Source organism: Pseudomonas sp. S2_B10 (assembly GCF_054668425.1).
This window is the reverse complement of sequence record NZ_CP162768.1, coordinates 2,445,464-2,465,909: the sequence shown is the minus strand read 5'-3', so window position 1 is coordinate 2,465,909 and position 20,446 is coordinate 2,445,464. Positions and strand designations below refer to the sequence as shown.

Annotated in this window: 14 protein-coding genes; 2 read left to right on the top strand and 12 right to left on the bottom strand. The window is 61.0% G+C overall.

Translation table 11 applies throughout. The features are described from left to right. Nucleotides 1-42: 42 nt before the first annotated feature. Nucleotides 43-495 carry a GNAT family N-acetyltransferase gene (locus AB4O45_RS11050; RefSeq protein ID WP_252886917.1) on the bottom strand — a complete coding sequence of 151 codons (453 nt, stop codon included), beginning with the start codon at nt 493-495 and terminating at the stop codon, nt 43-45. A 255-nt stretch (nt 496-750) separates the two neighbouring features. On the opposite strand from AB4O45_RS11050, the gene AB4O45_RS11045 reads away from it, so the two are divergent. Then, nucleotides 751-1,488 (top strand): substrate-binding periplasmic protein, encoded by a 738-nt coding sequence (locus AB4O45_RS11045; RefSeq protein ID WP_041476775.1) that lies wholly within the window; start codon nt 751-753, stop codon nt 1,486-1,488. A 111-nt stretch (nt 1,489-1,599) separates the two neighbouring features. On the opposite strand, the gene yccS is transcribed toward AB4O45_RS11045, so the two are convergent. The 9 genes from yccS to betI all read right to left on the bottom strand — a co-directional run bounded on the left by yccS (nt 1,600) and on the right by betI (nt 15,718). Beyond that, nucleotides 1,600-3,792 carry a YccS family putative transporter gene (gene yccS / locus AB4O45_RS11040; RefSeq protein WP_095181360.1) on the bottom strand — a complete coding sequence of 731 codons (2,193 nt, stop codon included), beginning with the start codon at nt 3,790-3,792 and terminating at the stop codon, nt 1,600-1,602. A 229-nt stretch (nt 3,793-4,021) separates the two neighbouring features. After that, a complete protein-coding gene (locus AB4O45_RS11035) occupies nt 4,022-5,200 on the bottom strand; it encodes a BaiN/RdsA family NAD(P)/FAD-dependent oxidoreductase (protein WP_460142438.1) in 1,179 nt (392 codons plus the stop codon). 153 nt (nt 5,201-5,353) lie between these two features. Beyond that, entirely contained in the window at nt 5,354-6,739 is a 1,386-nt protein-coding gene (gene dbpA, locus AB4O45_RS11030; RefSeq protein WP_024014613.1) for an ATP-dependent RNA helicase DbpA, read from the bottom strand. A 281-nt stretch (nt 6,740-7,020) separates the two neighbouring features. Next, the gene (gene mdtD, locus AB4O45_RS11025) at nt 7,021-8,448 is read right to left on the bottom strand and encodes a multidrug transporter subunit MdtD (RefSeq protein WP_056786508.1); all 1,428 of its coding nucleotides are present in this window, start codon (nt 8,446-8,448) and stop codon (nt 7,021-7,023) included. Nucleotides 8,449-8,638: 190 nt separating this feature from the next. Further along, nucleotides 8,639-9,976 carry a TldD/PmbA family protein gene (locus AB4O45_RS11020; RefSeq protein WP_056786510.1) on the bottom strand — a complete coding sequence of 446 codons (1,338 nt, stop codon included), beginning with the start codon at nt 9,974-9,976 and terminating at the stop codon, nt 8,639-8,641. Next, complete coding sequence (locus AB4O45_RS11015; RefSeq protein WP_460161394.1) at nt 9,976-11,418, bottom strand: TldD/PmbA family protein; 1,443 nt, start codon at nt 11,416-11,418, stop codon at nt 9,976-9,978. Before AB4O45_RS11015 ends, AB4O45_RS11020 begins: the two co-directional genes overlap by 1 nt. A 261-nt stretch (nt 11,419-11,679) precedes the next feature. Further along, the gene (betA, locus tag AB4O45_RS11010; RefSeq protein WP_252882797.1) at nt 11,680-13,383 is read right to left on the bottom strand and encodes a choline dehydrogenase; all 1,704 of its coding nucleotides are present in this window, start codon (nt 13,381-13,383) and stop codon (nt 11,680-11,682) included. Between the two features lie 180 nt (nt 13,384-13,563). Next, nucleotides 13,564-15,036 (bottom strand): betaine-aldehyde dehydrogenase, encoded by a 1,473-nt coding sequence (betB, locus tag AB4O45_RS11005; protein ID WP_039757620.1) that lies wholly within the window; start codon nt 15,034-15,036, stop codon nt 13,564-13,566. An 88-nt stretch (nt 15,037-15,124) separates the two neighbouring features. Next, nucleotides 15,125-15,718 carry a transcriptional regulator BetI gene (gene betI / locus AB4O45_RS11000; protein WP_041476768.1) on the bottom strand — a complete coding sequence of 198 codons (594 nt, stop codon included), beginning with the start codon at nt 15,716-15,718 and terminating at the stop codon, nt 15,125-15,127. Nucleotides 15,719-16,204: 486 nt separating this feature from the next. Here betI and AB4O45_RS10995 point away from each other — a divergent pair, with 486 nt between their 5' ends. After that, nucleotides 16,205-18,145 (top strand): BCCT family transporter, encoded by a 1,941-nt coding sequence (locus AB4O45_RS10995; RefSeq protein WP_224787278.1) that lies wholly within the window; start codon nt 16,205-16,207, stop codon nt 18,143-18,145. A gap of 269 nt (nt 18,146-18,414) precedes the next feature. Here the strand turns inward: AB4O45_RS10995 and choV are convergent, their stop codons facing one another. Continuing rightward, a complete protein-coding gene (gene choV / locus AB4O45_RS10990) occupies nt 18,415-19,593 on the bottom strand; it encodes a choline ABC transporter ATP-binding protein (protein WP_016772804.1) in 1,179 nt (392 codons plus the stop codon). Continuing rightward, nucleotides 19,590-20,435, bottom strand: a complete 846-nt coding sequence (gene choW, locus AB4O45_RS10985) for a choline ABC transporter permease subunit (protein ID WP_016772805.1) — start codon at nt 20,433-20,435, stop codon at nt 19,590-19,592. Before choW ends, choV begins: the two co-directional genes overlap by 4 nt. Nucleotides 20,436-20,446: the final 11 nt, after the last annotated feature.

The following is a 20,446-nucleotide window of genomic DNA, read 5'->3' as shown; positions in this document are numbered from 1 at the left end:
AGCGATGAACCTGTGGGAGCTGGCTTGCCAGCGATGAGGCCCTCAAGAACGACGCATGCCGATGTGTGGAATGTCATCCTCAAGATATTCCTCACCCACCACGACAAACCCGTACTTGCCGTAATACCCCTGCAGATGCGCCTGCGCTGACAAATAGATCGGCACCTGCGGCCAGTGCTTTTCGGCCTGTCTCAGCGCCTGTTCCATCATCGCGTGGCCCAACCCTTTGCCACGGCCGGCGGGCGCGGTCACCACGCGGCCAATCACCACGTCGCCGCCCTGGGATTCCGGATCCAGCAGGCGCAGGTAAGCCATCAACTGATCATCCTCCCAACCCATCAGGTGATGGGTATCGCCCTCCAGATCCTGGCCGTCGAGATCCGGGTAGGCGCATTTCTGTTCGACCACGAATACATCAGAGCGCAGCTTCAACGAGGCGTACAACTGCTCTTTGCCCAAATCGCGATGATGTTTGCAGATCCACTCGATTGTCATTTTTCGATTCCTTGACCATGTCGCCCGATACTAAGCGCAGCTGCGCCATATGTCTGTATGGCGCAACAGTCTGTGATAAAGGTCAAAATGCCACCATTCCTTTCTCGCGGCCGCCGAGACTTTGTGTAATCTGCTCAAGAGCACTGCGCACTGGTTCCCATGAGCTAATGTTCAATGCTTGGGTTTTGCCGGTAAGGGGCCTTTGGTTTTGACGTGAAACCACGTCGGGCGGTTGCCCGCTGAGGATGTTCAAGCATGCTGCGATTGCTTCAAGCCGTTGCTTTGATCGGACTGCTGGTGCTGGGCCAGGATGCTGCGGCGCAGAAGCTGCGGCTGGCGTTCGATAATTGGCCGCCGTTTACCGACGATGCACTGGTCAACGGTGGACTGGCCACCGACATTGTCAGCACCGCACTGGCTCGCGCCGGTTATGCCAGCGGTTACGAACAAGTGCCGTGGGCGCGAGCATTGCTGGGGATTGGCGAGGGGCGTTACGACGTACTGGTCAACGCCTGGTACAACGACGAACGCACACAGATCGGTCAGTTTTCCGGTGAGTACCTGATCAACCGCATCCGCTTCCTCAAGCGCAAAGACGCACCCATCGACTACAGCAACCTCGAGCAACTGCACACTTACCCGATTGCCGTGGTGCGCGGGTACGCCTATTCCGCACCTTTCGATGCCGATACGGCGATGCAGAAAGTCCCTGTGCACAACTTCGCCATGGGCGTGCGCATGCTCGCGGCGGACCGGGTCAAGCTGACCCTGGAGGATGAGTACGTGGCCAAGTATTACCTGGCACGGGAATCGGCCAAGGTACGCAATTCGGTGGAGTTTTTACCCAAGCCGTTGAGTGAGAACAGCCTGCATATTCTGGTCAGTCTGAAGAACCCGCAGCATGAGCAGATCGTCGCCGGGTTTGATCGTGCGATCGAGGCGATGAAGGCTGACGGGACTTATGAGAAGTTATTGCGGCGGCATGGAATGTGAAGGGTGATCCGGCAATTTCTTTGTGGCTGATGACCTCTTCGCGAGCAGGCTCGCTCCCACAATTTGAAATGCATACCCTGTGGGAGCGAGCCTGCTCGCGAACGCGTCGTCTCAGGCGCCGCTGATTTCGGCAGTGTCCTTGATCAAATGCGCCGCCAACGTCCGAAGCGGCCCCAACTGCCGGCAAATCAGCGCCAGCTGCGTCTGCACCAACCGTTGCCCTTCATCGATTTCATCCGGCATCTGCTCCAGCTCATTGGCCAGCGCTTCCTCGTCATCACTCTGAATCGCAATCGGCTGCTTGCTCGCCAAACCATGAGCGATTTCGTCGATGCTGGTCGCCAGTTTCACCCCGGCGCCTTCGATCAGATGCTCCCGCACCTCCGCTGGCAACTGTGTTTCACGGTGCGCGCCGAGCCCTGACAAATAGCTGAGCAACGTGTGCGATAGCACCAGGAAGCGGAAGCCGACATCCGCCTCCTTACGGAAATGCCCCGGCTCCATGAGCATGTTCGCCAGTGTAGTCGACAGCGCCGCGTCAGCGTTATGGGCGTTGCGTCGGGCCAGGCGATAAGCGAGGTCATCGCTTTTGCCGGCGGCGTATTGCTGCATGATCTGGCGCAGGTAGATGCTGTTGCAGGTCAGGGTGTTGGCCAGCACTTTGTTCAGGCGCCGACCCTGCCAGTCCGGCAGGAATAGGAACACCGCCAGACCTGCGATCAGGCTGCCCAGCAGGGTATCGAACAGCCGTGGCAGGAACAGCCCGTAGCCATCGCCGACCTGATTGAAGCAGAACAGCACCATGATCGTGATCGCCGCCGTTGCCAGGGTGTAGCGGGTGGTGCGGTTGGTAAAGAACACCACACCGGCAGCGATGGCGAAGCACGATTGCACCACCGGGTTGGGGAACAGATCGAACAGCGCCCAGGCCACCGTCAGGCCAATGGCCGTGCCGATGATCCGCTGGCCGAGTTTGCGCCGGGTGGCGCCGTAGTTCGGCTGGCAGACGAACAGCGTGGTGAGGATGATCCAGTAGCCTTGCGACGGGTGAATCAGGTGCACCATGCCGTAGCCGATGCTCAGTGCCAGCGGCAAGCGCAGGGCATGGCGGAACAGCAGCGAGGTCGGCGTCAGTTGCGTACGCAGGCGAATCCATACGTCCTTGAGATTGCGCGGTGAACGGTCGAGCAGGCTGCTGTCGGTGGCGTCCGCCAGAGCATCGGGGTTGCTGGCATCGCTAAGCAGGCGGTCGAGGGTGCCGAGGTTGGCCGCCAAGGCGCGCAGCGAGCGCAGCAGGCCGCGCCATGCCGGATTGCTCTGGATGCGTAAATGTTCGAGGGAGGCATGCAGGTCGTTCAGGGCTTCGGCGAAACTGGCGTCGTAGATGAACGGCTGGCGCATCTGGATCGATTCGGCCAAGGCCCGGCAGGCCTTGCCCTGCTGGCGCAGCAGGCGCTGGCAGCGAAACAGCACGTCGCTGTGGAAGAACGCTTCGGCCAGCGCGTTGTAAGGATAGTGCGAAGAGCTGGCGCGTTCGTGAATGTCCTGCGCGAGGAAATACAGCTTCAGATAACGGCTGACTTTCGAGCCGGGTCGACCGTTGCCGACCCGATGCAGGATGATTTCCTTGGCCGTGTTCAGGGCGGCGACCACCCGGCCATTCTGCTGCGCCAGTTCGAGGCGGCGGGCTTCGACGTCCATCTGCCGGATCGGCTCGAACAGCGAAGATTTCAGCTTCAGATAAAGGCCCAGCTCGCGGAACAGCCGCGCCAGACTTTGCTGCACCGGTTGATTGGAAAACAGTGCCTGCCACAGCACCGAGAGCAAGCCATACCACGCCGCGCCGGCGACCAGCAGCATCGGTTCGTGCCAGAAATCAGTGACCGCGCCGCCGCGCTGATCAACGCCGATCATCGTGTACACCGACAGAATCAGCGTCGCCGAAGCGATCGCGCCGTAACGCTCGCCCAGCGCACCGAGCATGGTCAGGCCGAAACTGGCCAGTGCCAGGGCCACGGCGAAAATGATCGGGTAGGGAAACAGCAATTCCACCGACAGCGCGGCGATGCTGAAACACACCAGTGTCACCGCGAGGGCGTTGAGACGACCCTGCCAACTGTCGTCGGTTTCGGCCAGGGCGCTGGCGATGATGCCGAGAAACAACGGGATCAGCAGGCCCATTTCATCCTGATACCAACACAGCGCCATGCTGCCGGTCAGGGCGATGAATACCCGCACGCTGTAGCTGAATTTATCCAGCGCCCACAGGCGCCGCAAAGACTGACGAAACGAGGTCGAGGACATGAAGTGCGAAGGCCTTCCGAGGCGATGCCGCTAAATTGAGCCAGTAATGACGCCGACGCAATGGCGCCGAGCACATCTGACAGCAAAAAGTGTTCCTTTTACTTACACCACAAACCATTGTGGGAGCGAGCCTGCTCGCGAAAGCGGAGTGTCATTCAACATTGATGTCGACTGGTACACCGCATCGCGAGCAGGCTCGCTCCCACAGGGTTTTGTATTTGGCCTTGAGTTAAGCGTACTGCGCGGCGGCGTAACCGGAGGCCCAGGCCCACTGGAAATTGAAGCCGCCCAAGTGCCCAGTGACGTCGAGCACTTCCCCAATGAAGTACAGGCCGGGGCTTTTCAGCGACTCCATGGTCTTGGACGACACCTCGCGGGTATCGACGCCACCCAGAGTCACCTCAGCCGTGCGATAGCCTTCAGTCCCCGCCGGCACGACTTTCCAGCTGCCGAGCTTCTCGGCAATCTCCGCCAGTTCAGCATGGGTGTACTGCTTCATCGGTTTGGAGACAAACCAGTTGTCCGCCAGCAGATTGGCCATCTTCTTGGTGAAGATCTCGCCAAGCAAAGTTTTCAACTCGCTGTTCGGACGCTCGGCGACTTGCTGTTGCAACCAGCTCGCCGCGTCGTGATCCGGCAGCAGGTTGATTTCCACCGTGTCGCCGGGCTCCCAGAACGAACTGATCTGCAAGATCGCCGGGCCACTGAGGCCACGATGGGTGAACAGGATGTTCTCGCGAAAGCTCTGGTCATTGCAGCTGACCAGACAATCCACCGAGGTGCCGGACAGCTCTGTGCACAACTCCTTGAGCTGGTCGGTAATGGTGAATGGCACCAGGCCGGCGCGGGTCGGCAGCAGTTCATGGCCGAACTGTTTGGCGACCTGGTAACCGAAACCGGTAGCGCCCAGGGTCGGAATCGACAGGCCGCCGGTAGCGATCACCAGCGACTGGCACTGGACTTGGCCGAGGGTGGTGTCAAGCAGATAACCACTGGCGGTTTTTTCGATGGTCTGGATCGAAGTGTCCAGGTGCAGCTCGACGCCGGCCTGATCGCATTCATCAAGCAGCATGCCGAGGATGTCGCTGGATTTGTTATCGCAGAACAGCTGGCCGAGTTTCTTCTCGTGGTACGGCACGCCGTGTTTGCCGACCAGACCGATGAAATCCCACTGGGTGTAACGCGCCAGCGCCGATTTGCAGAAATGCGGATTCTGCGAGAGGAAGTTGCTCGGTTCGGTGTACATGTTGGTGAAATTGCAGCGACCGCCGCCGGACATGAGGATTTTCTTGCCGGCCTTGTTCGCGTGGTCGAGCAGCAACACCTGACGCCCGCGCCCGGCGGCGGTCAGGGCACACATCAAGCCGGCCGCGCCAGCGCCAATGATCACGACTTCGGTAGAGCGCAAAACGGTGTCCTCTTGGTGGGTCGCTACAAAACAAACTGTGGGAGCGAGCCTGCTCGCGAAAGCGTTGTGTCATTCAACAATGATGTCGACTGACAGATTGCATTCGCGAGCAGGCTCGCTCCCACAGGGGATCTCCCATGGATGGAAGATCGCTTACAGAATACGCACGCGCAACGAGCGGCCCTTGATCTTGCCGTCGTTCAGGCGCTGCAAGGCCTGCATGGCCACGGTGCGCTCGACAGCGACGTAGGCCTGGAAATCGAAGATGGCGATCTTGCCGACCTGCGCACCGGGAATGCCCGCTTCGCCGGTCAGTGCGCCAAGAATGTCGCCCGGGCGCACTTTGTCTTTGCGGCCAGCGCCGATGCACAGGGTGGTCATCGGCGGTTGCAGCGGCGCCAGGCCCTGGGACTTGAGGTTGTCGATCTGATCCCAGTTCAGCGGCGCTTTCTGCAGTTGTTCGATGGCTTGCGCACGATGCGCTTCGGACGGCGCGACCAGGCTGATGGCGATGCCTTTCTCGCCCGCGCGACCGGTACGGCCGACGCGGTGGATGTGGATTTCCGAATCGCGCGCCAGCTCGACGTTGATCACCATGTCCAGCGCATCGATATCCAGACCACGGGCCGCAACGTCGGTGGCAACCAGCACCGAGGTGCTGCGGTTGGCGAACATTGCCAGCACCTGATCGCGATCACGCTGTTCCAGATCGCCGTGCAGGCCGACGGCGGAAATGCCTTTGGCGGTCAGGTGATCAACGGTTTCCTGAACTTGCTGCTTGGTGAAGCAGAACGCCACGCAGGACGCCGGACGGAAGTGGTGCAGGACCTTGGTCACCGCGCTCATGCGCTCTTCCGGGGAAATCTCGTAGAAGCGCTGCTCGATCTGCGTGTCGTCGTGGAAGGCTTCAGCCTTGACGGTCTGCGGATCGCGCATGAATTTCGAGGCCAGTTGCTTGATGCCCACCGGGTAGGTCGCGGAGAACAGCAGAGTCTGCCGGCGCTCCGGGGTCTTGATGATGATGTCTTCGATGGCGTCGTAGAAGCCCATGTCGAGCATGCGGTCGGCTTCGTCGAGGATCAGCGTGTTCAGGCCATCGAGCACCAGCGAACCCTTGCGCAAATGCTGCTGAATGCGCCCCGGGGTGCCGACGATGATGTGCGCGCCGTGCTCCAGCGAAGCGATCTGCGGGCCGAACGAGACGCCGCCGCACAGGGTCAGGACCTTGATGTTGTCTTCGGCGCGAGCCAGACGGCGGACTTCCTTGGCCACCTGGTCGGCCAGCTCACGGGTCGGGCAGATCACCAGCGCCTGGCACCCGAAGTAGCGCGGGTTGATCGGGTTGAGCAAGCCGATGCCGAACGCGGCGGTCTTGCCGCTGCCGGTCTTGGCCTGGGCGATCAGGTCCATCCCCTTGAGGATCACCGGCAAGCTCTGCGCCTGGATCGGCGTCATCTGGGCATAACCGAGTGATTCGAGGTTAGCCAGCATGGCGGCGGACAGCGGCAGAGTATTAAAAGCGGTGGCGATGGTGGTCACGGGACTGGCCTGCAAAACAAAATGTCGCGCAGTGTAGCAGCCCCGTGCCGGTTTCCTCGACAGTTCTGGACGAACAGCGATTGAACCCGAGGCAGGGATTAACTGTGGCGAGGGGATTTATCTGTGGCGAGGGGATTTATCCCCGATGGGGTGCGCAGCACCCCCAATACCTGCCACCTCGATTCATCAGGCTGACCGCATCCAACCTTTTTGGGGCTGCTGCGCAACCCAGCGGGGATAAATCCCCTCGCCACAGAAGTCAAAGAACTCCTTCAGCAGAATCAGTGTTCGATGTGTTCTTGTGGACGTTTCGCCCGGCGCCCGTCTTCCTTCGACAGTTGCGAGAAGATCGTCGCCGCCAGCATCGCCATCACGCCGACCGTGACGAAGGTCAGCTGGAACGCGCCGAGTACGGTTTCCACGCCATCATTGCCGACCTTCGCAGTGAAGCCACCAAGCAGCGCACCGGCGCAGGCCACGCCGAGGCTCAGCGACAATTGCGCGACCACCGACAGCAAACTGTTGCCGCTACTGGCGCTGGCATCGTCGAGGTCGATCAGCGTCACCGTATTCATCGCGGTGAATTGCAGCGAGTTGATTGCCCCCAGCACCGCCAGCAGGCATAGCAGCAGCCAGTACGGCGTCTGCTCGCTGACCAGGCCCATGCTCGCCAGCATGATCCCCAACGCCAAGGTGTTGCCGGTGAGCACGATGCGATAGCCGAGGCGTTCGATCAGCGGCCGCGCGACCCACTTGGCGACCATCGCCGCAGCGGCCAGCGGCAACATGCTCATCCCGGCTTGCGACGGCGAATAGCCCAACGCCACTTGCAGCAGCAGTGGCACCAGAAATGGCAGAGCACCGCTGCCCAGTCGCGCAAACAGGTTACCGAGAATGCCGACGGCGAAGGTGCGGGTCTTGAACAGTGACGGCGCGAACAGCGGATTCTCGATATGCCCGGCGCGCAGCCAGTACGCCGCCAGACAGGCCATGCCGGCGAACAGCAGCAGCATCACCCGCAGGTGCGGCAGGTGCAGTTCGCCAAGACCTTCCATGGCGATGGTGATGAGGATCATCGCTGCGCCGAACAGCAGAAAGCCGAGGCTATCGAAGCGGGTGCGCTCCGTGCCGCGCAGGTCGGGGATGAATTTCCACACCGCGTAGCAACCGATCACCCCGACCGGCAGATTGATCAGGAAGATCCAGTGCCACGTCACGTATTCCACCATCCAGCCGCCCATGGTCGGGCCGATCAGCGGGCCGAGCAGGCCGGGAATGGTGATGAAACCCATGATCCGCACCAGTTCCGAGCGCGGGTACGCACGCAGCACCACCAGCCGCCCGACCGGCAACATCAGCGCACCGCCGAGGCCCTGGATCACCCGTGCGCCGATAAGCATGCTCAGGCTGCTGGATAACGCGCAGAGCAACGAGCCGAAGCTGAACAGCAGAATCGCGCCGAAGAAGATTTTCTTGGTGCCGAAGCGGTCGGCGATCCAGCCAGAGGCCGGGATCAGCAGGGCCACGGTGAGCATGTAGGCGATGATCACACCCTGCATGCGCAACGGGTCTTCGGCCAGATCGCTGGCCATGGCCGGCAGCGCGGTATTGAGGATGGTCCCGTCGAGGGACTGCATGAAGAACGCAATGGCGACGACCCACGGCAACCAGCGGGCGGTGATGGCGTCGAGAGGCGGGCGGTTGGGCATGGAACCTCTTGTGGGTGGTTAATCCAGATTTTTGTTCAAACATGAAACCCTGTGGCGAGGGGATTTATCCCCGCTGGGTCGCGCAGCGGCCCCAAAAAAGCGGGACTGCTGCGCAGTCCATCGGGGATAAATCCCCTCGCCACAGTTTCTATTACAACAGTTGATCCCCTGTGTGCCGGGGATCTTTGTTTTACAGCGTTAGGGTCAACCGGCTGACCAGCGCCCCCGGCAACAGCGATGACGAGGTATTGCGCTGGCTGTACGTACTCGCCGACAGCAGCAGCTCACGCTCGGTGGTCAGTGCCTCCAACTGCGAACCGAGCAGGTTGTAGGCGCTATCGTCAAAGCGCATGGTGCTGACCGGCGCCTGGATTTCGCCGTTCTCGACCCAGAAGGTCGCGAAGCGTGTCATGCCGGTCATGCGCGCCGCCGGTTGATCCGAGTAGTTCAGATACCACAGGTTGCTGATATACAGCCCGGTGCCCAACTGCTTGAGGATCTCTTGCTGCGACAGATCACCGGCGGCCATGTTCAACGCACTGGGCATCTCGCCGCCGCCCGCACCGTTCGCCGCCAGACCATATTCGGCGGCGCTGCGCGAGCCGACCAGTTGATCGCCGGCCTTGCCTTCGATGATCAGACGCAGATCGCTGCGCGGATAACCCTCGGCGGAAAACGCCGGGCTCAGGGACTCGCTGACTTTTTCATCCAGCGACAGCAACGGGCTGAATGCCTGATCGCCGACGTAGAGCTTCTGTAACGGGCTGCTCTTGCTGGCGATCGATTGCGCCGAGAACCCGCCCCAACTGAGCATGCCCATGATTTCTTCCAGTGCCGCCGGTGCCAGATAGGCGCGGTACTGCCCCGGTGCCAGGGTGCGTAACGGTCGGCCGAGAAACTCCAGCTGTTCGCGTGCCTGGGCGAAACGCCGGGCGAAGCCCTCGTCGCTCCAATCGTGGCCGGCATAGCTGGCCTTCACCGCTTCGCCGTTTTCGTGGAACAGGCTGAAGTCGAAATTGAAGCTGTTGGCTTCATGCCAGCCGAACGCGCCAGCGGAGCTGGCAAAGCCACGGCTGATCGGACCGGCAGCATAAAAACCGACCAGATCGAGACCTTCAGCGGCGGCGCAGATTTGCCCGACGACATCTTCGGTGTCCGGCAGCGGATGCGCTTGTACGTGCGTGCTCTGCCAGCTGTTGTGATTGAGCAGCAAGTACGGGTCCTGCGGCAGCAGCGGCAAGGTTTCGCGCAATTGTTGCAGGCCTTCGGCGAGCCGTTGCAGATCGGCTTCCTGATCCCCGGACAAGGTGATCTGCAGGTCGGCGTGGCGACCGTCGTTGATCAGTTTCAGGCCGACGTTGGCTTGCTGCACTTGCCCGGCCTGGCGAACCTTGGCGTGATTGAAGCGCACGAACGCCGAGGCTTCGGCGGCGTAGCTGAGCGTGAACTGTTCCGGCTCGCGCACGCTGTCGCGCAGCCAGTTGACCATGACCTTGAAGGCGTCGGACTGACGCTTCGAAATGCTCATCAGGCGTCTCCCCCAAACACATCAATGTTGCTGAATACGCAGGCCGGCGAAGCATGGCCGACGCGAATCACCTGGTTCGGTTCGCCCTTGCCGCAGTTCGGCGTGCCCAGCACCTTGACGGTGCTGGCATCGCCGACGGCGCGCAGGCTCTTCCAGATGTGCGCGGAAATCGCCCGGTAGTTGGGGTTTTTTACCACGCCTTTCAGTTCACCATGCTCGATCAACTGGCCCCATTCGCAGCCGAACTGGAATTTGTTGCGCGCGTCGTCGATCGACCACGAACGGTTGGTGCTCATCAGAATGCCGTGCTCGATACCGCCGATCATCTGCTCCAGCGTCTGATCGCCCGGCTCGATGTTGAGGTTGGCCATGCGGTCGATCGGCGGCCGGTTCCAACCGCAGGCGCGGCTGTTGGCAACGCCATCGAGGCCGGCGCGATATTGCGACAGCGCTCCGCCCAGCGGCCGCAGCAACAGGCCGTCGCGAATCAGGAATTGTTTGCTCGCCGCGGTGCCGTCGTCGTCATGGCCGTAGCTGGCGAGTTCTTCCGGGATGCCGGGGTCGAAAGTCACGTTGAGCAAATTCGAGCCGTATTGCAGGCTGCCGAAATCGCTGGTCTTGACGAAACTGGTGCCGGCGTAATTGCGCTCATCGCCGAGGATGCGGTCGAGCTCCAGCGGGTGACCGATGGACTCGTGGATCTGCAGCATCATCTGATCAGGCATCAGCAGCAGGTCGCGCCGGCCTTGCGGGGTGTTCGGCGCGAGCAGCAATTGCAGGGCCTGATCGGCGACTTGCGGACCGGCACCGACCAGGCCGCAACGGCTGATGACGTCGGCGCCACCCTGCTGGCCGAAGTTCTCGCGGCCGAGGCTGCGGGTCTGGCTGTCGTTGCCGTCGTAGGCGGTGACGTCGAGGCTCGGATAGACGAAGCGCTGGGCCTGGCGCAATTCGGCGCCGGCGCTGCTCAGGTAGATCTGCTCGACATGGGTGATGCCGATGCTTACCTGCCAATTGACCAGGCGCTCATCCTTGGGCACCGAGGCGGATTCCGCGCCGAGCAGATCGAAGCATTCGCTCAGGGACGGGAAGGGCTGTTCGAGATTGGGTGAAAAATAATCAGCGCGATCGCTGGAAAGCGGCTGCTCGCGCAGATCGAGCAAGGCGTGCGGCTTGAGCCGGCGGGCCTGTTGCTCAGCGCGCTCGAGAGCGGCTTGCAGGCCTTGTTGCGAGAGGTCATTGGTCGCCGCATAGGCTTCGACGCCATTGACCCGGACGGTGAGCATCGCCCCTTCATCGCGACTCAGGCTAGGCGGTTCGGCGACGTTCTTGCGCACCGACAGAAACTGCCCGGACTCGCGCACATACCGCAGGGAAAAAAATTCAGCGCCCGTGCGCAAGGCAGCAAAGCGCTGCTTGAGCTGGGGGTGGAAATCGAACATTCGGGAACCTCCTTGTAATGGAGTAGCGGCATGGCGACAGCGGGGAGGGGTGAAACGGTTGCGCGAGGTCTAGAGTAGGCCTGCGTGGGGGTAGGATCAAGTGAAGAGGGGGTGTAGGGGGATTTACTGTGCAGCGGGGAAGTGTGTGTTGCTGTGAGGGCCTCTTCGCGAGCAGGCTCGCTCCCACAGGGGATTTGTGAATGCCACAGATCCAGTGTGGGAGCGAGCCTGCTCGCGAAGGCGGCGCCTCGGTACTACGACTTACTGCGTAACCGGGGTGATATCCCGCATCGGCTTGCCTTTGACCGGTGCGCCGTTCGCGACGTAATAAGCAGCGGTGCTGCGCGGCAGCGGCTTGCGGCCACGGATCTTATCGGCGATTTTCTCGGCCATCATGATCGTCGGCGCGTTGAGGTTGCCGGTGGTGATGATCGGCATGATCGAGGCATCGACCACGCGCAGGCTCTGCATGCCGTGCACACGACCTTCGCCATCGACCACGGCCATCTCGTCGGTGCCCATCTTGCACGAGCAGGACGGGTGGAACGCGGTTTCGGCGTGCTCGCGGATGAACTTGTCGAGCTGCTCATCGGTTTGCACTTCGATGCCCGGGCTGATTTCGCGACCACGGTATTGATCGAGTGCCGGTTGCTGCATGATTTCGCGGGTCAGGCGGATGCCGTCGCGAAATTCCTGCCAGTCCTGCTCGGTGGCCATGTAGTTGAAGAGGATGCTCGGGTGCTGGCGCGGGTCCTTGGATTTGACCTGGATGCGACCACGGCTGGGCGAACGCATGGAACCCATGTGCGCTTGGAAACCGTGCTCTTTCACACCGTTGCTGCCGTTGTAGTTAATCGCCACCGGCAGGAAGTGGTACTGGATGTTCGGCCATTCGAATTCCGGACGCGAACGGATAAAACCGCCGGCCTCGAACTGGTTGCTGGCGCCGATGCCGGTGCCGTTGAACAGCCACTCGGCACCGATCGCTGGCTGGTTGTACCAGAGCAGTGACGGGTACAGCGAAACCGGTTGGGTGCAGGCGTATTGCAGGTACAGCTCAAGGTGATCCTGCAGGTTTTCACCGACGCCCGGCAGATCGTGGACCACCGGGATGTCGAGGCTTTCCAGCAGTTTCGCCGGGCCGACACCGGAGCGCTGCAAAATTTGCGGCGAAGCGATGGCGCCGGAGCACAGCAGGACTTCCTTGCGCGCCTTGGCTTCAACACGTTCTTCAGCGTCGCCGATCAGGTAACGCACGCCGACCGCACGCTTGCCTTCAAAGAGAATCTTGTCGGTCAGGGCGTGGGTGACGATGGTCAGGGTCGAACGTTTTTTGGCGATGTCGAGGTAGCCACGGGCGGTGGATGCACGGCGGCCGTTCGGCGTCACGGTGCGGTCCATCGGGCCGAAGCCTTCCTGCTGGTAACCGTTGAGGTCTTCGGTACGCGGGTAACCGGCCTGCACGCCAGCTTCAACCATGGCGTGGAACAGCGGGTTGTTGCCGGCTTTCGGCGTGGTCACGCTGACCGGGCCGTCGCCACCGTGGTAATCGTTCGGGCCGATGTCACGGGTTTCGGCTTTGCGGAAATACGGCAGACAATCGAGGTACGACCAGTCTTCCAGGCCCGGCAGTTTCGCCCAGCCGTCGTAGTCCATGGCGTTGCCACGGATGTAGCACATGCCGTTGATCAGCGAAGAGCCGCCAAGGCCCTTGCCGCGACCGCATTCCATCCGGCGACCGTCCATGTGTGGCTCTGGATCGGTTTCGTAGGCCCAGTTGTAGCGACGACCCTGCAGCGGGAACGCCAGCGCGGCGGGCATCTGGGTACGGAAGTCGAGGCGGTAGTCCGGCCCCCCGGCTTCGAGCAGCAGAACGGTGACGCCTTCGTCTTCAGTCAGACGGGTCGCCAGGGTGTTACCGGCCGAGCCGGCACCGATGATGATGTAATCGAATTCTTGGGACATTGAATGCACCCTCTTTGATAGTGGTCAGGTCGGACCTTGGCGAGTGCTGTGCACTCGAATCGCTGGCAAGCCAGCTCCCACAGGGATTGGGGGCTGCCACAAATTGGGTGGACGACTCCAAACCTGTGGGAGCGGGCTTGCCCGCGAAGAGGCCTTCGCGAGCAATGCAAATCTCGGGTCTTAGAACACCGAGACGTAATCGCCCAGTTCGACCTGTACCGATTTGATGCGGGTGAAGTTGTTCAGCGAGCTGATCCCGTTCTCACGGCCCACACCCGACTGCTTGTAGCCGCCGACCGGCATTTTTGCGTCGGACTCGCCCCAGGCGTTGATCCAGCAGATACCGGCTTCCAGTTGATGAATCACGCGGTGGGCGCGGTTCAGGTCTTTGGTGACGATACCGGCGGCCAGGCCGAAGTCGGTGTCGTTGGCGCGGCGGATCACTTCTTCTTCGGTTTCGTAGGAGAGGATCGCCATCACCGGGCCAAAGATCTCTTCACGAACGATGGTCATGTCGTCGGTGCAGTCGGTGAACACGGTGGGCGCAACGAACGCGCCCTTGGCGAATTCGCCGTCGGTCAGACGACCACCGCCGCACAGGACGCGGGCACCTTGTTCCTTACCTTTTTCGATGTAGGCCAGCACGCTTTCCATGTGGGCGAAGCTGACCAGCGGGCCGAAATTGGTGTTTTCGTCTTCCGGGTTGCCGACGCGGATGCGCGCAACGCGCTCAACGATCTTGGCCTCGAACGCGGCTTTCAGATGCGCCGGTACGAACACGCGAGTGCCGTTGGTGCAGACCTGACCGGAGCTGTAGAAGTTGGCCATCATCGCCGTGTCGGCGGCGCGATCGAGGTCGGCGTCGTCGCAGATGATCAGCGGCGACTTGCCGCCCAGTTCCATGGTCACGTCTTTGAGCGACGAAGCCGAAGCGCTGGCCATGACTTTCTTGCCAGTGTCGGTGCCGCCAGTGAAGGAGATTTTCTCGATGCGCGGGTGCTCGGTCAGCCAGGTGCCGACTTCGCGGCCGCTGCCGGTCAGCACGTTGAACACGCCGTTCGGTACGCCGGCTTCGGTGTAGATCTCAGCCAGTTTCAGGGTGGTCAGCGAGGTGACTTCGCTTGGCTTGAAGATCATCGCGTTACCGGCCGCCAGGGCTGGAGCGGATTTCCACAGCGCGATCTGGATCGGGTAGTTCCACGCGCCGATACCGGCGACCACGCCAAGCGGCTCGCGACGGGTGTAAACGAAAGAGGTGTCACGCAGCGGGATCTGCTCGCCTTCGATGGCGGGCACCAGGCCTGCGTAGTATTCCAGCACGTCAGCGCCGGTGACGATGTCGACGTACTTGGTTTCGGAGAAGGATTTGCCGGTGTCCAGGGTTTCCAGCGCAGCCAGCTCATCGTTGCGCTCGCGCAGGATGTCGACGGCGCGACGCAGGATGCGCGAACGCTCCATGGCGGTCATCGCGGCCCAGATTTTCTGGCCCTTTTCGGCGCTGACCACGGCGCGCTCGACGTCGTCTTTGGTCGCACGTTGCACCAGTGCGAGGACTTCACCGTTCGCCGGGTTGATGGCTTCGAAGGTGGCGTCGCTGCCGGCGTCGGTGTACGCGCCATCGATGTAGAGTTTTTGCAGTTCGAAACGGGCCATAGTGTCCTCGCAAGTGCATTGGTGGTTGGCGTTGACCACCGCGATGACGCTGCGGTGGAGTTCAGGGGCCGAGCATTTTCTGTGTGCTCTAGCTCACCTTCTTGGCCAATTGGAAATCCATGTATTCGTAAGCGATCTGTTGCGCCTGCGCCGTGTCGAAAGCGTCTCCCGACAGCGCGCCGCGCAACCACAAGCCGTCAATCAACGCTGCCAGACCCCGGGCGGCGCTGCGCGCATCTTCGAGCGGCAGCACACGGCGGAACTGGCAGCACAGGTTGGAATACAGACGGTGATCGTTGATCCGCTGCAACCTGTGCAAAGACGGCTGGTGCATGCTGGTGGCCCAGAAGGCCAGCCAGGTTTTCATTGCCGGGCCATTGACCTGGCTGGCGTCGAAGTTGCCTTCGATGATCACCTGCAGATGCGCCCGTGGGTTGTCATCTGCCAGCGCCTGACGGCGCGCGGTGACGCTCTCGCTGAGGGCGGTCATCAGGTACCGCATCGTGGCGGCGATCAGTCCGTTCTTGTCCTGAAAGTAATGACTGATGATGCCATTCGAGACACCGGCCAAACGGGCGATCAGCGCAATGCTGGCGTCCCCCATTCCGACCTGATCGACCGCTTGCAAAGTGGCTTCGATCAATTGTTGGCGGCGGATGGGTTGCATACCGACCTTGGGCATCTTGCACATCTCCTTAGGCCTTCCGAGGGGCGAATGACGCCGATCGGATTGAGGGCCAGTCTATTTTGTTTTGATTGAACGTTCAATCAACAAAGAATAAGATCTGCGACAATTCGTCGCTGCCTACAGAAAATTCCTACGCGTAATGACGATAAAAACCGACACCTGAAACGGCTCGAAACCTGCGCGGGGCATGGCGCGGTTCGCGATTCGATGGACGTGTTGAAAGGGCAAGACGCTCGGGGCCAGGTTTCGGATGAACGTCCGTCGCCTCTGGCCACGAAAGCGAATACGCAACGCCATTTCGGCAGGTTCGGGCTTTTTTCGGAGTGTCTTTATATCACCCGCCGGTCGGCTGCCAACTAACCGATTGGTCGGGTTCCGTGATGCCTTGTGTTCTTCTCTCGCACTGCCTGGAGCATTTGTGCCATGAGTTCTGCCTCGCTAATAAAGACCCCGCCCGAGAAGGTGACGGTCAACGGTTGGGTGTTCTACACCTCGACCGCGCTGATTCTGTTGTTGACCGCCATTCTGATTATCGCCCCGCAAGAGGCCGGCAGAATGTTGGGCATGGCCCAGGCCTGGTTGTCGCGCAGCTTCGGCTGGTACTACATGGTGGTGATCGCTGCCTACCTGGTGTTCGTGGTCGGTCTGGCGTTTTCCTCGTACGGCAAACTCAAACTGGGCAGCAAGGACGACACCCCGGATTTCAGTTACGGCGCCTGGGCGGGGATGCTGTTCTCGTCGGGCATCGGCATTTCGCTGTTGTATTTCGGCGCGTCCGAGCCGCTGGATCACTACTTCAATCCGCCGGAAGGCACCTCGGCCAGCAACATGGCCGCGCGTCAGGCAGTGCAACTGACCTTCCTGCACTGGGGCCTGCACGGCTGGGCGATCTACGCACTGGTCGGCCTGGCCGTGGCGTATTTCGCCTATCGGCATAACCAGCCGCTGGCGCTGCGTTCGGCGCTGTATCCATTGGTCGGCGAGCGTTGGGTCAAAGGCGCTGCCGGGCACGCGGTGGATGGCTTCGGCATGTTCGTGACCCTGCTGGGTCTGGTGACCAACCTGGGGATTGGCTCGCTGCAAGTGTCGTCCGGGCTGGAAAACCTGTTCGGCATGGAGCACAGCAACACCAACCTGCTGATCGTCATCATCGTCATGAGCACAGTAGCGACCATCGCTGCCGTGTCGGGTGTGGAAAACGGCATCCGTCGTCTGTCCAACCTGAACATCGTGCTGTTCAGCGGCCTGCTGATTTTCGTCCTGCTGTTCGGCCCCACTTTGCACCTGCTCAACGGTTTCGTGCAGAACATTGGCGACTATCTCAACGGCGTGGTGCTGAAGACATTCGACCTGTACGTCTATGAAGGCGACAGCGCCAAGTCCGACCGCTGGCTGGGCCTGTGGACCCTGTTCTATTGGGCCTGGTGGATTTCCTGGGCGCCATTCGTGGGGATGTTCATTGCGCGGATTTCCCGTGGCCGCAGCGTGCGTGAACTGGTCGCTGGCGTGCTGCTGATTCCGCTGGGCTTCACTTTGGCGTGGCTGTCGATCTTCGGTAACTCGGCACTGGATCTGGTGATGAATCAGGGCGCGGTGGAGCTGGGCAAGACGGCGCTGGAACAGCCGTCGATGGCGATCTATCAATTGCTTGAGCATTACCCGGCGTCGAAAGTCGTGATTGGTGTGTCGATCTTCGTCGGCTTCGTGCTGTTCCTGACCCCGGCCGATTCCGGCGCGGTGATGATGGCGAATCTTTCCTGCAAGGGCGGTAACGTCGATGAAGACGCGCCGCACTGGCTGCGGATCTTCTGGTCGGTGGTGATCACGCTGGTGACCATCGGCCTGCTGTTCGCCGGCAACTTCGAAGCCATGCAGACCATGGTCGTGTTGGCCGGCCTGCCGTTCTCGGTGGTGCTGATCTGCTTCATGTTCGGCCTGCACAAGGCGATGCGCCAGGACGTGCAGATCGAACAGGAGCAAGCACAACTGGCCGAGCGCGGACGCCGTGGTTTCAGTGAGCGCCTGACGCAACTGGATCTGCAGCCGAGCCAATCGGTGGTGCAGCGCTTCATGGACAAGCACGTCACTCCGGCGCTGGAAGATGCAGCGGCGCAATTGCGCAATCAGGGCATTGAAGTGCAGACGCTGCTGGGCAAGGCCAAGCGTTGCATGGGCGTGCGGGTCGAGATGGAAGAGGGCAACCCTTTCGTCTACGAAGTGAGCCTGGATGGTTATCTGGCGACTCCGACCGAATCGGCGCAATCAGATGAAGCGCGTCAGCGTTATTACCGCGCTGAGGTGTATCTGCACAATGGCAGTCAGGACTATGACTTGATGGGCTTCACCCCGGAGCAGATTACGCGGGATGTGCTGGATCAGTTTGAAAGCCATCGGCAGTTGTTGGGGCGGGTTTATAGCTAAAGTCAAAAGCTGTCCCTCACCCCAGCCCTCCCGAAACGTCGGACCGCCCGTAGGGAGAGGGAGCCGACTGAGGTGTCTGGCGTTGTACATTGACCTGAAAGATCGAGTCGATTATGGATTCGGTAAAGCAAGATCAGGTCGGTGCAGATCTGCAGCATCCCCCGATCGGTCCCCTCTCCCTCTGGGAGAGGGCTAGGGTGAGGGGCTATTCATGACCCAACAAAAAGGGATCGCTCACCGCGATCCCTTTTTTTATCCCACCTGGCGCATTACCCCAGATTCTTGCCCAACAACGCGTGATACAACTCGCTGTCGCCCAGAATCCCCACCACATGATTGTTATCGTGCAGCACCAGCTTGTTGCCGGTCTGATAACGGATCTGCAGCGCGTCACGCATGCCGATGTTCGAGTCCACCAGCGTCGGTTTGCGCTCCAGGCCTTCCACCGCTTGCCCCGGTGCCCAGTTCTGCAGGTTCAGCACCGAGCCGTTCTGCCGCGCGCCTTTGATGGTGTTGCCTTCGGCCAGGTCCAGCCACGAGTCGCCGCCCGGATCGAGGCACACCGAGCCGTTGATGCGTTTGCACTTGTCCAGCGTGCGCATCAGGCTGCGGCCGCAGAGCACGTTGAGCGGATTGGTGTGGGCGACGAAGGTGCGCACATAGTCGTCCGCCGGGTTGAGGACGATTTCCTCCGGCACGCTGTACTGGATGATCCGACCGTCCTTCATGATCGCGATGCGGCTACCCAATTTGAGTGCTTCATCGAGGTCGTGGCTCACAAACACGATGGTCTTGCTCAGCTTGCGTTGCAGCTCGAGCAGTTCATCCTGCAGACCCTGGCGGATCAGCGGGTCGAGCGCCGAGAACGGTTCGTCCATCAGCAGAATGTCGGCGTCCATGGCCAGCGCGCGGGCGAGGCCGACGCGCTGTTGCATGCCGCCGGAAAGTTCGTCCGGCTTCTTGTTGCGCCATTGGGTCAGGCCGACCAGTTCGAGTTTCTCATCGACCAGTTTCTTGCGTTCCTTCTCCGGTCGACCCTGCATTTCCAGACCGAAACTGATGTTCTCGCGCACTGTCAGCCAGGGCATCAGGGCGAACTTCTGGAACACCATGGCAATGCGCTTGGTGCGCATCATCTTCAGCTCGGCGGGCGTGCAGGAGGCGATGTCGATCTGGCGGTTTTCATGCTCGACGAACAGCTTGCCGCGGCTCACGGTGTTGAGGCCGTTGATGCAGCGCAGCAGGCTCGATTTGCCCGAGCCGGAGAGGCCCATCAGCACGCAGATCTCGCCTTTGTTGATGTCCAGCGTGGCTTTTTCCACGCCGACGATCTGCCCGGTCTTCTTCAGGATCTCGTTGCGGGTCATGCCCTGATCGAGCAGCTTGAGTGCCTCGCGCGGGTCCTTGGAGAAGATTACGTCGACGTCTTCGAAGCGAATTATGCTCATGCGTCACCCCCTACTTTGGCGTCGGGTTGTTTGCAGATACGGTCGAGCATGATCGCCAGCAGTACGATTGCCAGGCCTGCTTCGAAGCCCAGCGCAATATCAGCAGTGTTCAGTGCGTTGACCACCGGTTTGCCGAGTCCGTCGGCGCCGACCAGTGCCGCGATCACCACCATCGACAGCGACAGCATGATGCACTGGGTGATGCCGGCCGCGATGCTCGGCATGGCGTGCGGCAATTCGATCCTTGAGAGCAATTGGCGACGCGAGCAGCCGAAGGCCTTGCCGGCGTCCATCAGTTCTTGCGGGACATCACGGATGCCCAGGTAGGTCAGGCGGATCGGCGCCGCGATGGCGAAGACCACCGTGGAGATCAGGCCCGGTACCACACCCAGCCCGAAGAGGGTCAGGGTAGGAATGAGGTAAACGAAGGTCGGCACGGTCTGCATCAGATCGAGCACCGGCCGCATCATGGTGTAGAACATCGGTTTGTGCGCGGCGACGATGCCCAGCGGCACGCCGATCAACACGCAGACCAGGGTGGCGAACAGCACCTGGGCGAGGGTTTCCATGGTTTCCTGCCAGTACCCCAGGTTGAGGATCAGCAGGAACGAGGCGACCACGAACGCGGTCAGGCCCCACTTGCGTTGAATCAGATGGGCAATGATGGCAATCAGGCCAATCAGCACCAGTGGGTTGAACCAGGTCAGCGCAAACGTCACGCCGTGGATCATCGTTTCCAGTGTCACGGCGATTGCGTCGAAGGTGTTGGCGCCGTGTTGCGTCAACCATTCGACGAAGCCCGCGATGTACTGGCCTAAAGGTATTTTCTGATCAATCAGCATGGTAGTGAACG

What these genes read in the sequence shown, in the direction of transcription:
- AB4O45_RS11050 (WP_252886917.1), bottom strand. Translation starts at nt 495, where the DNA reads ATGACAATCGAGTGGATCTGCAAACATCATCGCGATTTGGGCAAAGAG.
- AB4O45_RS11045 (WP_041476775.1), top strand. Translation starts at nt 751, where the DNA reads ATGCTGCGATTGCTTCAAGCCGTTGCTTTGATCGGACTGCTGGTGCTG.
- yccS (WP_095181360.1), bottom strand. Translation starts at nt 3,792, where the DNA reads ATGTCCTCGACCTCGTTTCGTCAGTCTTTGCGGCGCCTGTGGGCGCTG.
- mdtD (WP_056786508.1), bottom strand. Translation starts at nt 8,448, where the DNA reads ATGCCCAACCGCCCGCCTCTCGACGCCATCACCGCCCGCTGGTTGCCG.
- AB4O45_RS11020 (WP_056786510.1), bottom strand. Translation starts at nt 9,976, where the DNA reads ATGAGCATTTCGAAGCGTCAGTCCGACGCCTTCAAGGTCATGGTCAAC.
- AB4O45_RS11015 (WP_460161394.1), bottom strand. Translation starts at nt 11,418, where the DNA reads ATGTTCGATTTCCACCCCCAGCTCAAGCAGCGCTTTGCTGCCTTGCGC.
- betA (WP_252882797.1), bottom strand. Translation starts at nt 13,383, where the DNA reads ATGTCCCAAGAATTCGATTACATCATCATCGGTGCCGGCTCGGCCGGT.
- betB (WP_039757620.1), bottom strand. Translation starts at nt 15,036, where the DNA reads ATGGCCCGTTTCGAACTGCAAAAACTCTACATCGATGGCGCGTACACC.
- betI (WP_041476768.1), bottom strand. Translation starts at nt 15,718, where the DNA reads ATGCCCAAGGTCGGTATGCAACCCATCCGCCGCCAACAATTGATCGAA.
- choV (WP_016772804.1), bottom strand. Translation starts at nt 19,593, where the DNA reads ATGAGCATAATTCGCTTCGAAGACGTCGACGTAATCTTCTCCAAGGAC.
- choW (WP_016772805.1), bottom strand. Translation starts at nt 20,435, where the DNA reads ATGCTGATTGATCAGAAAATACCTTTAGGCCAGTACATCGCGGGCTTC.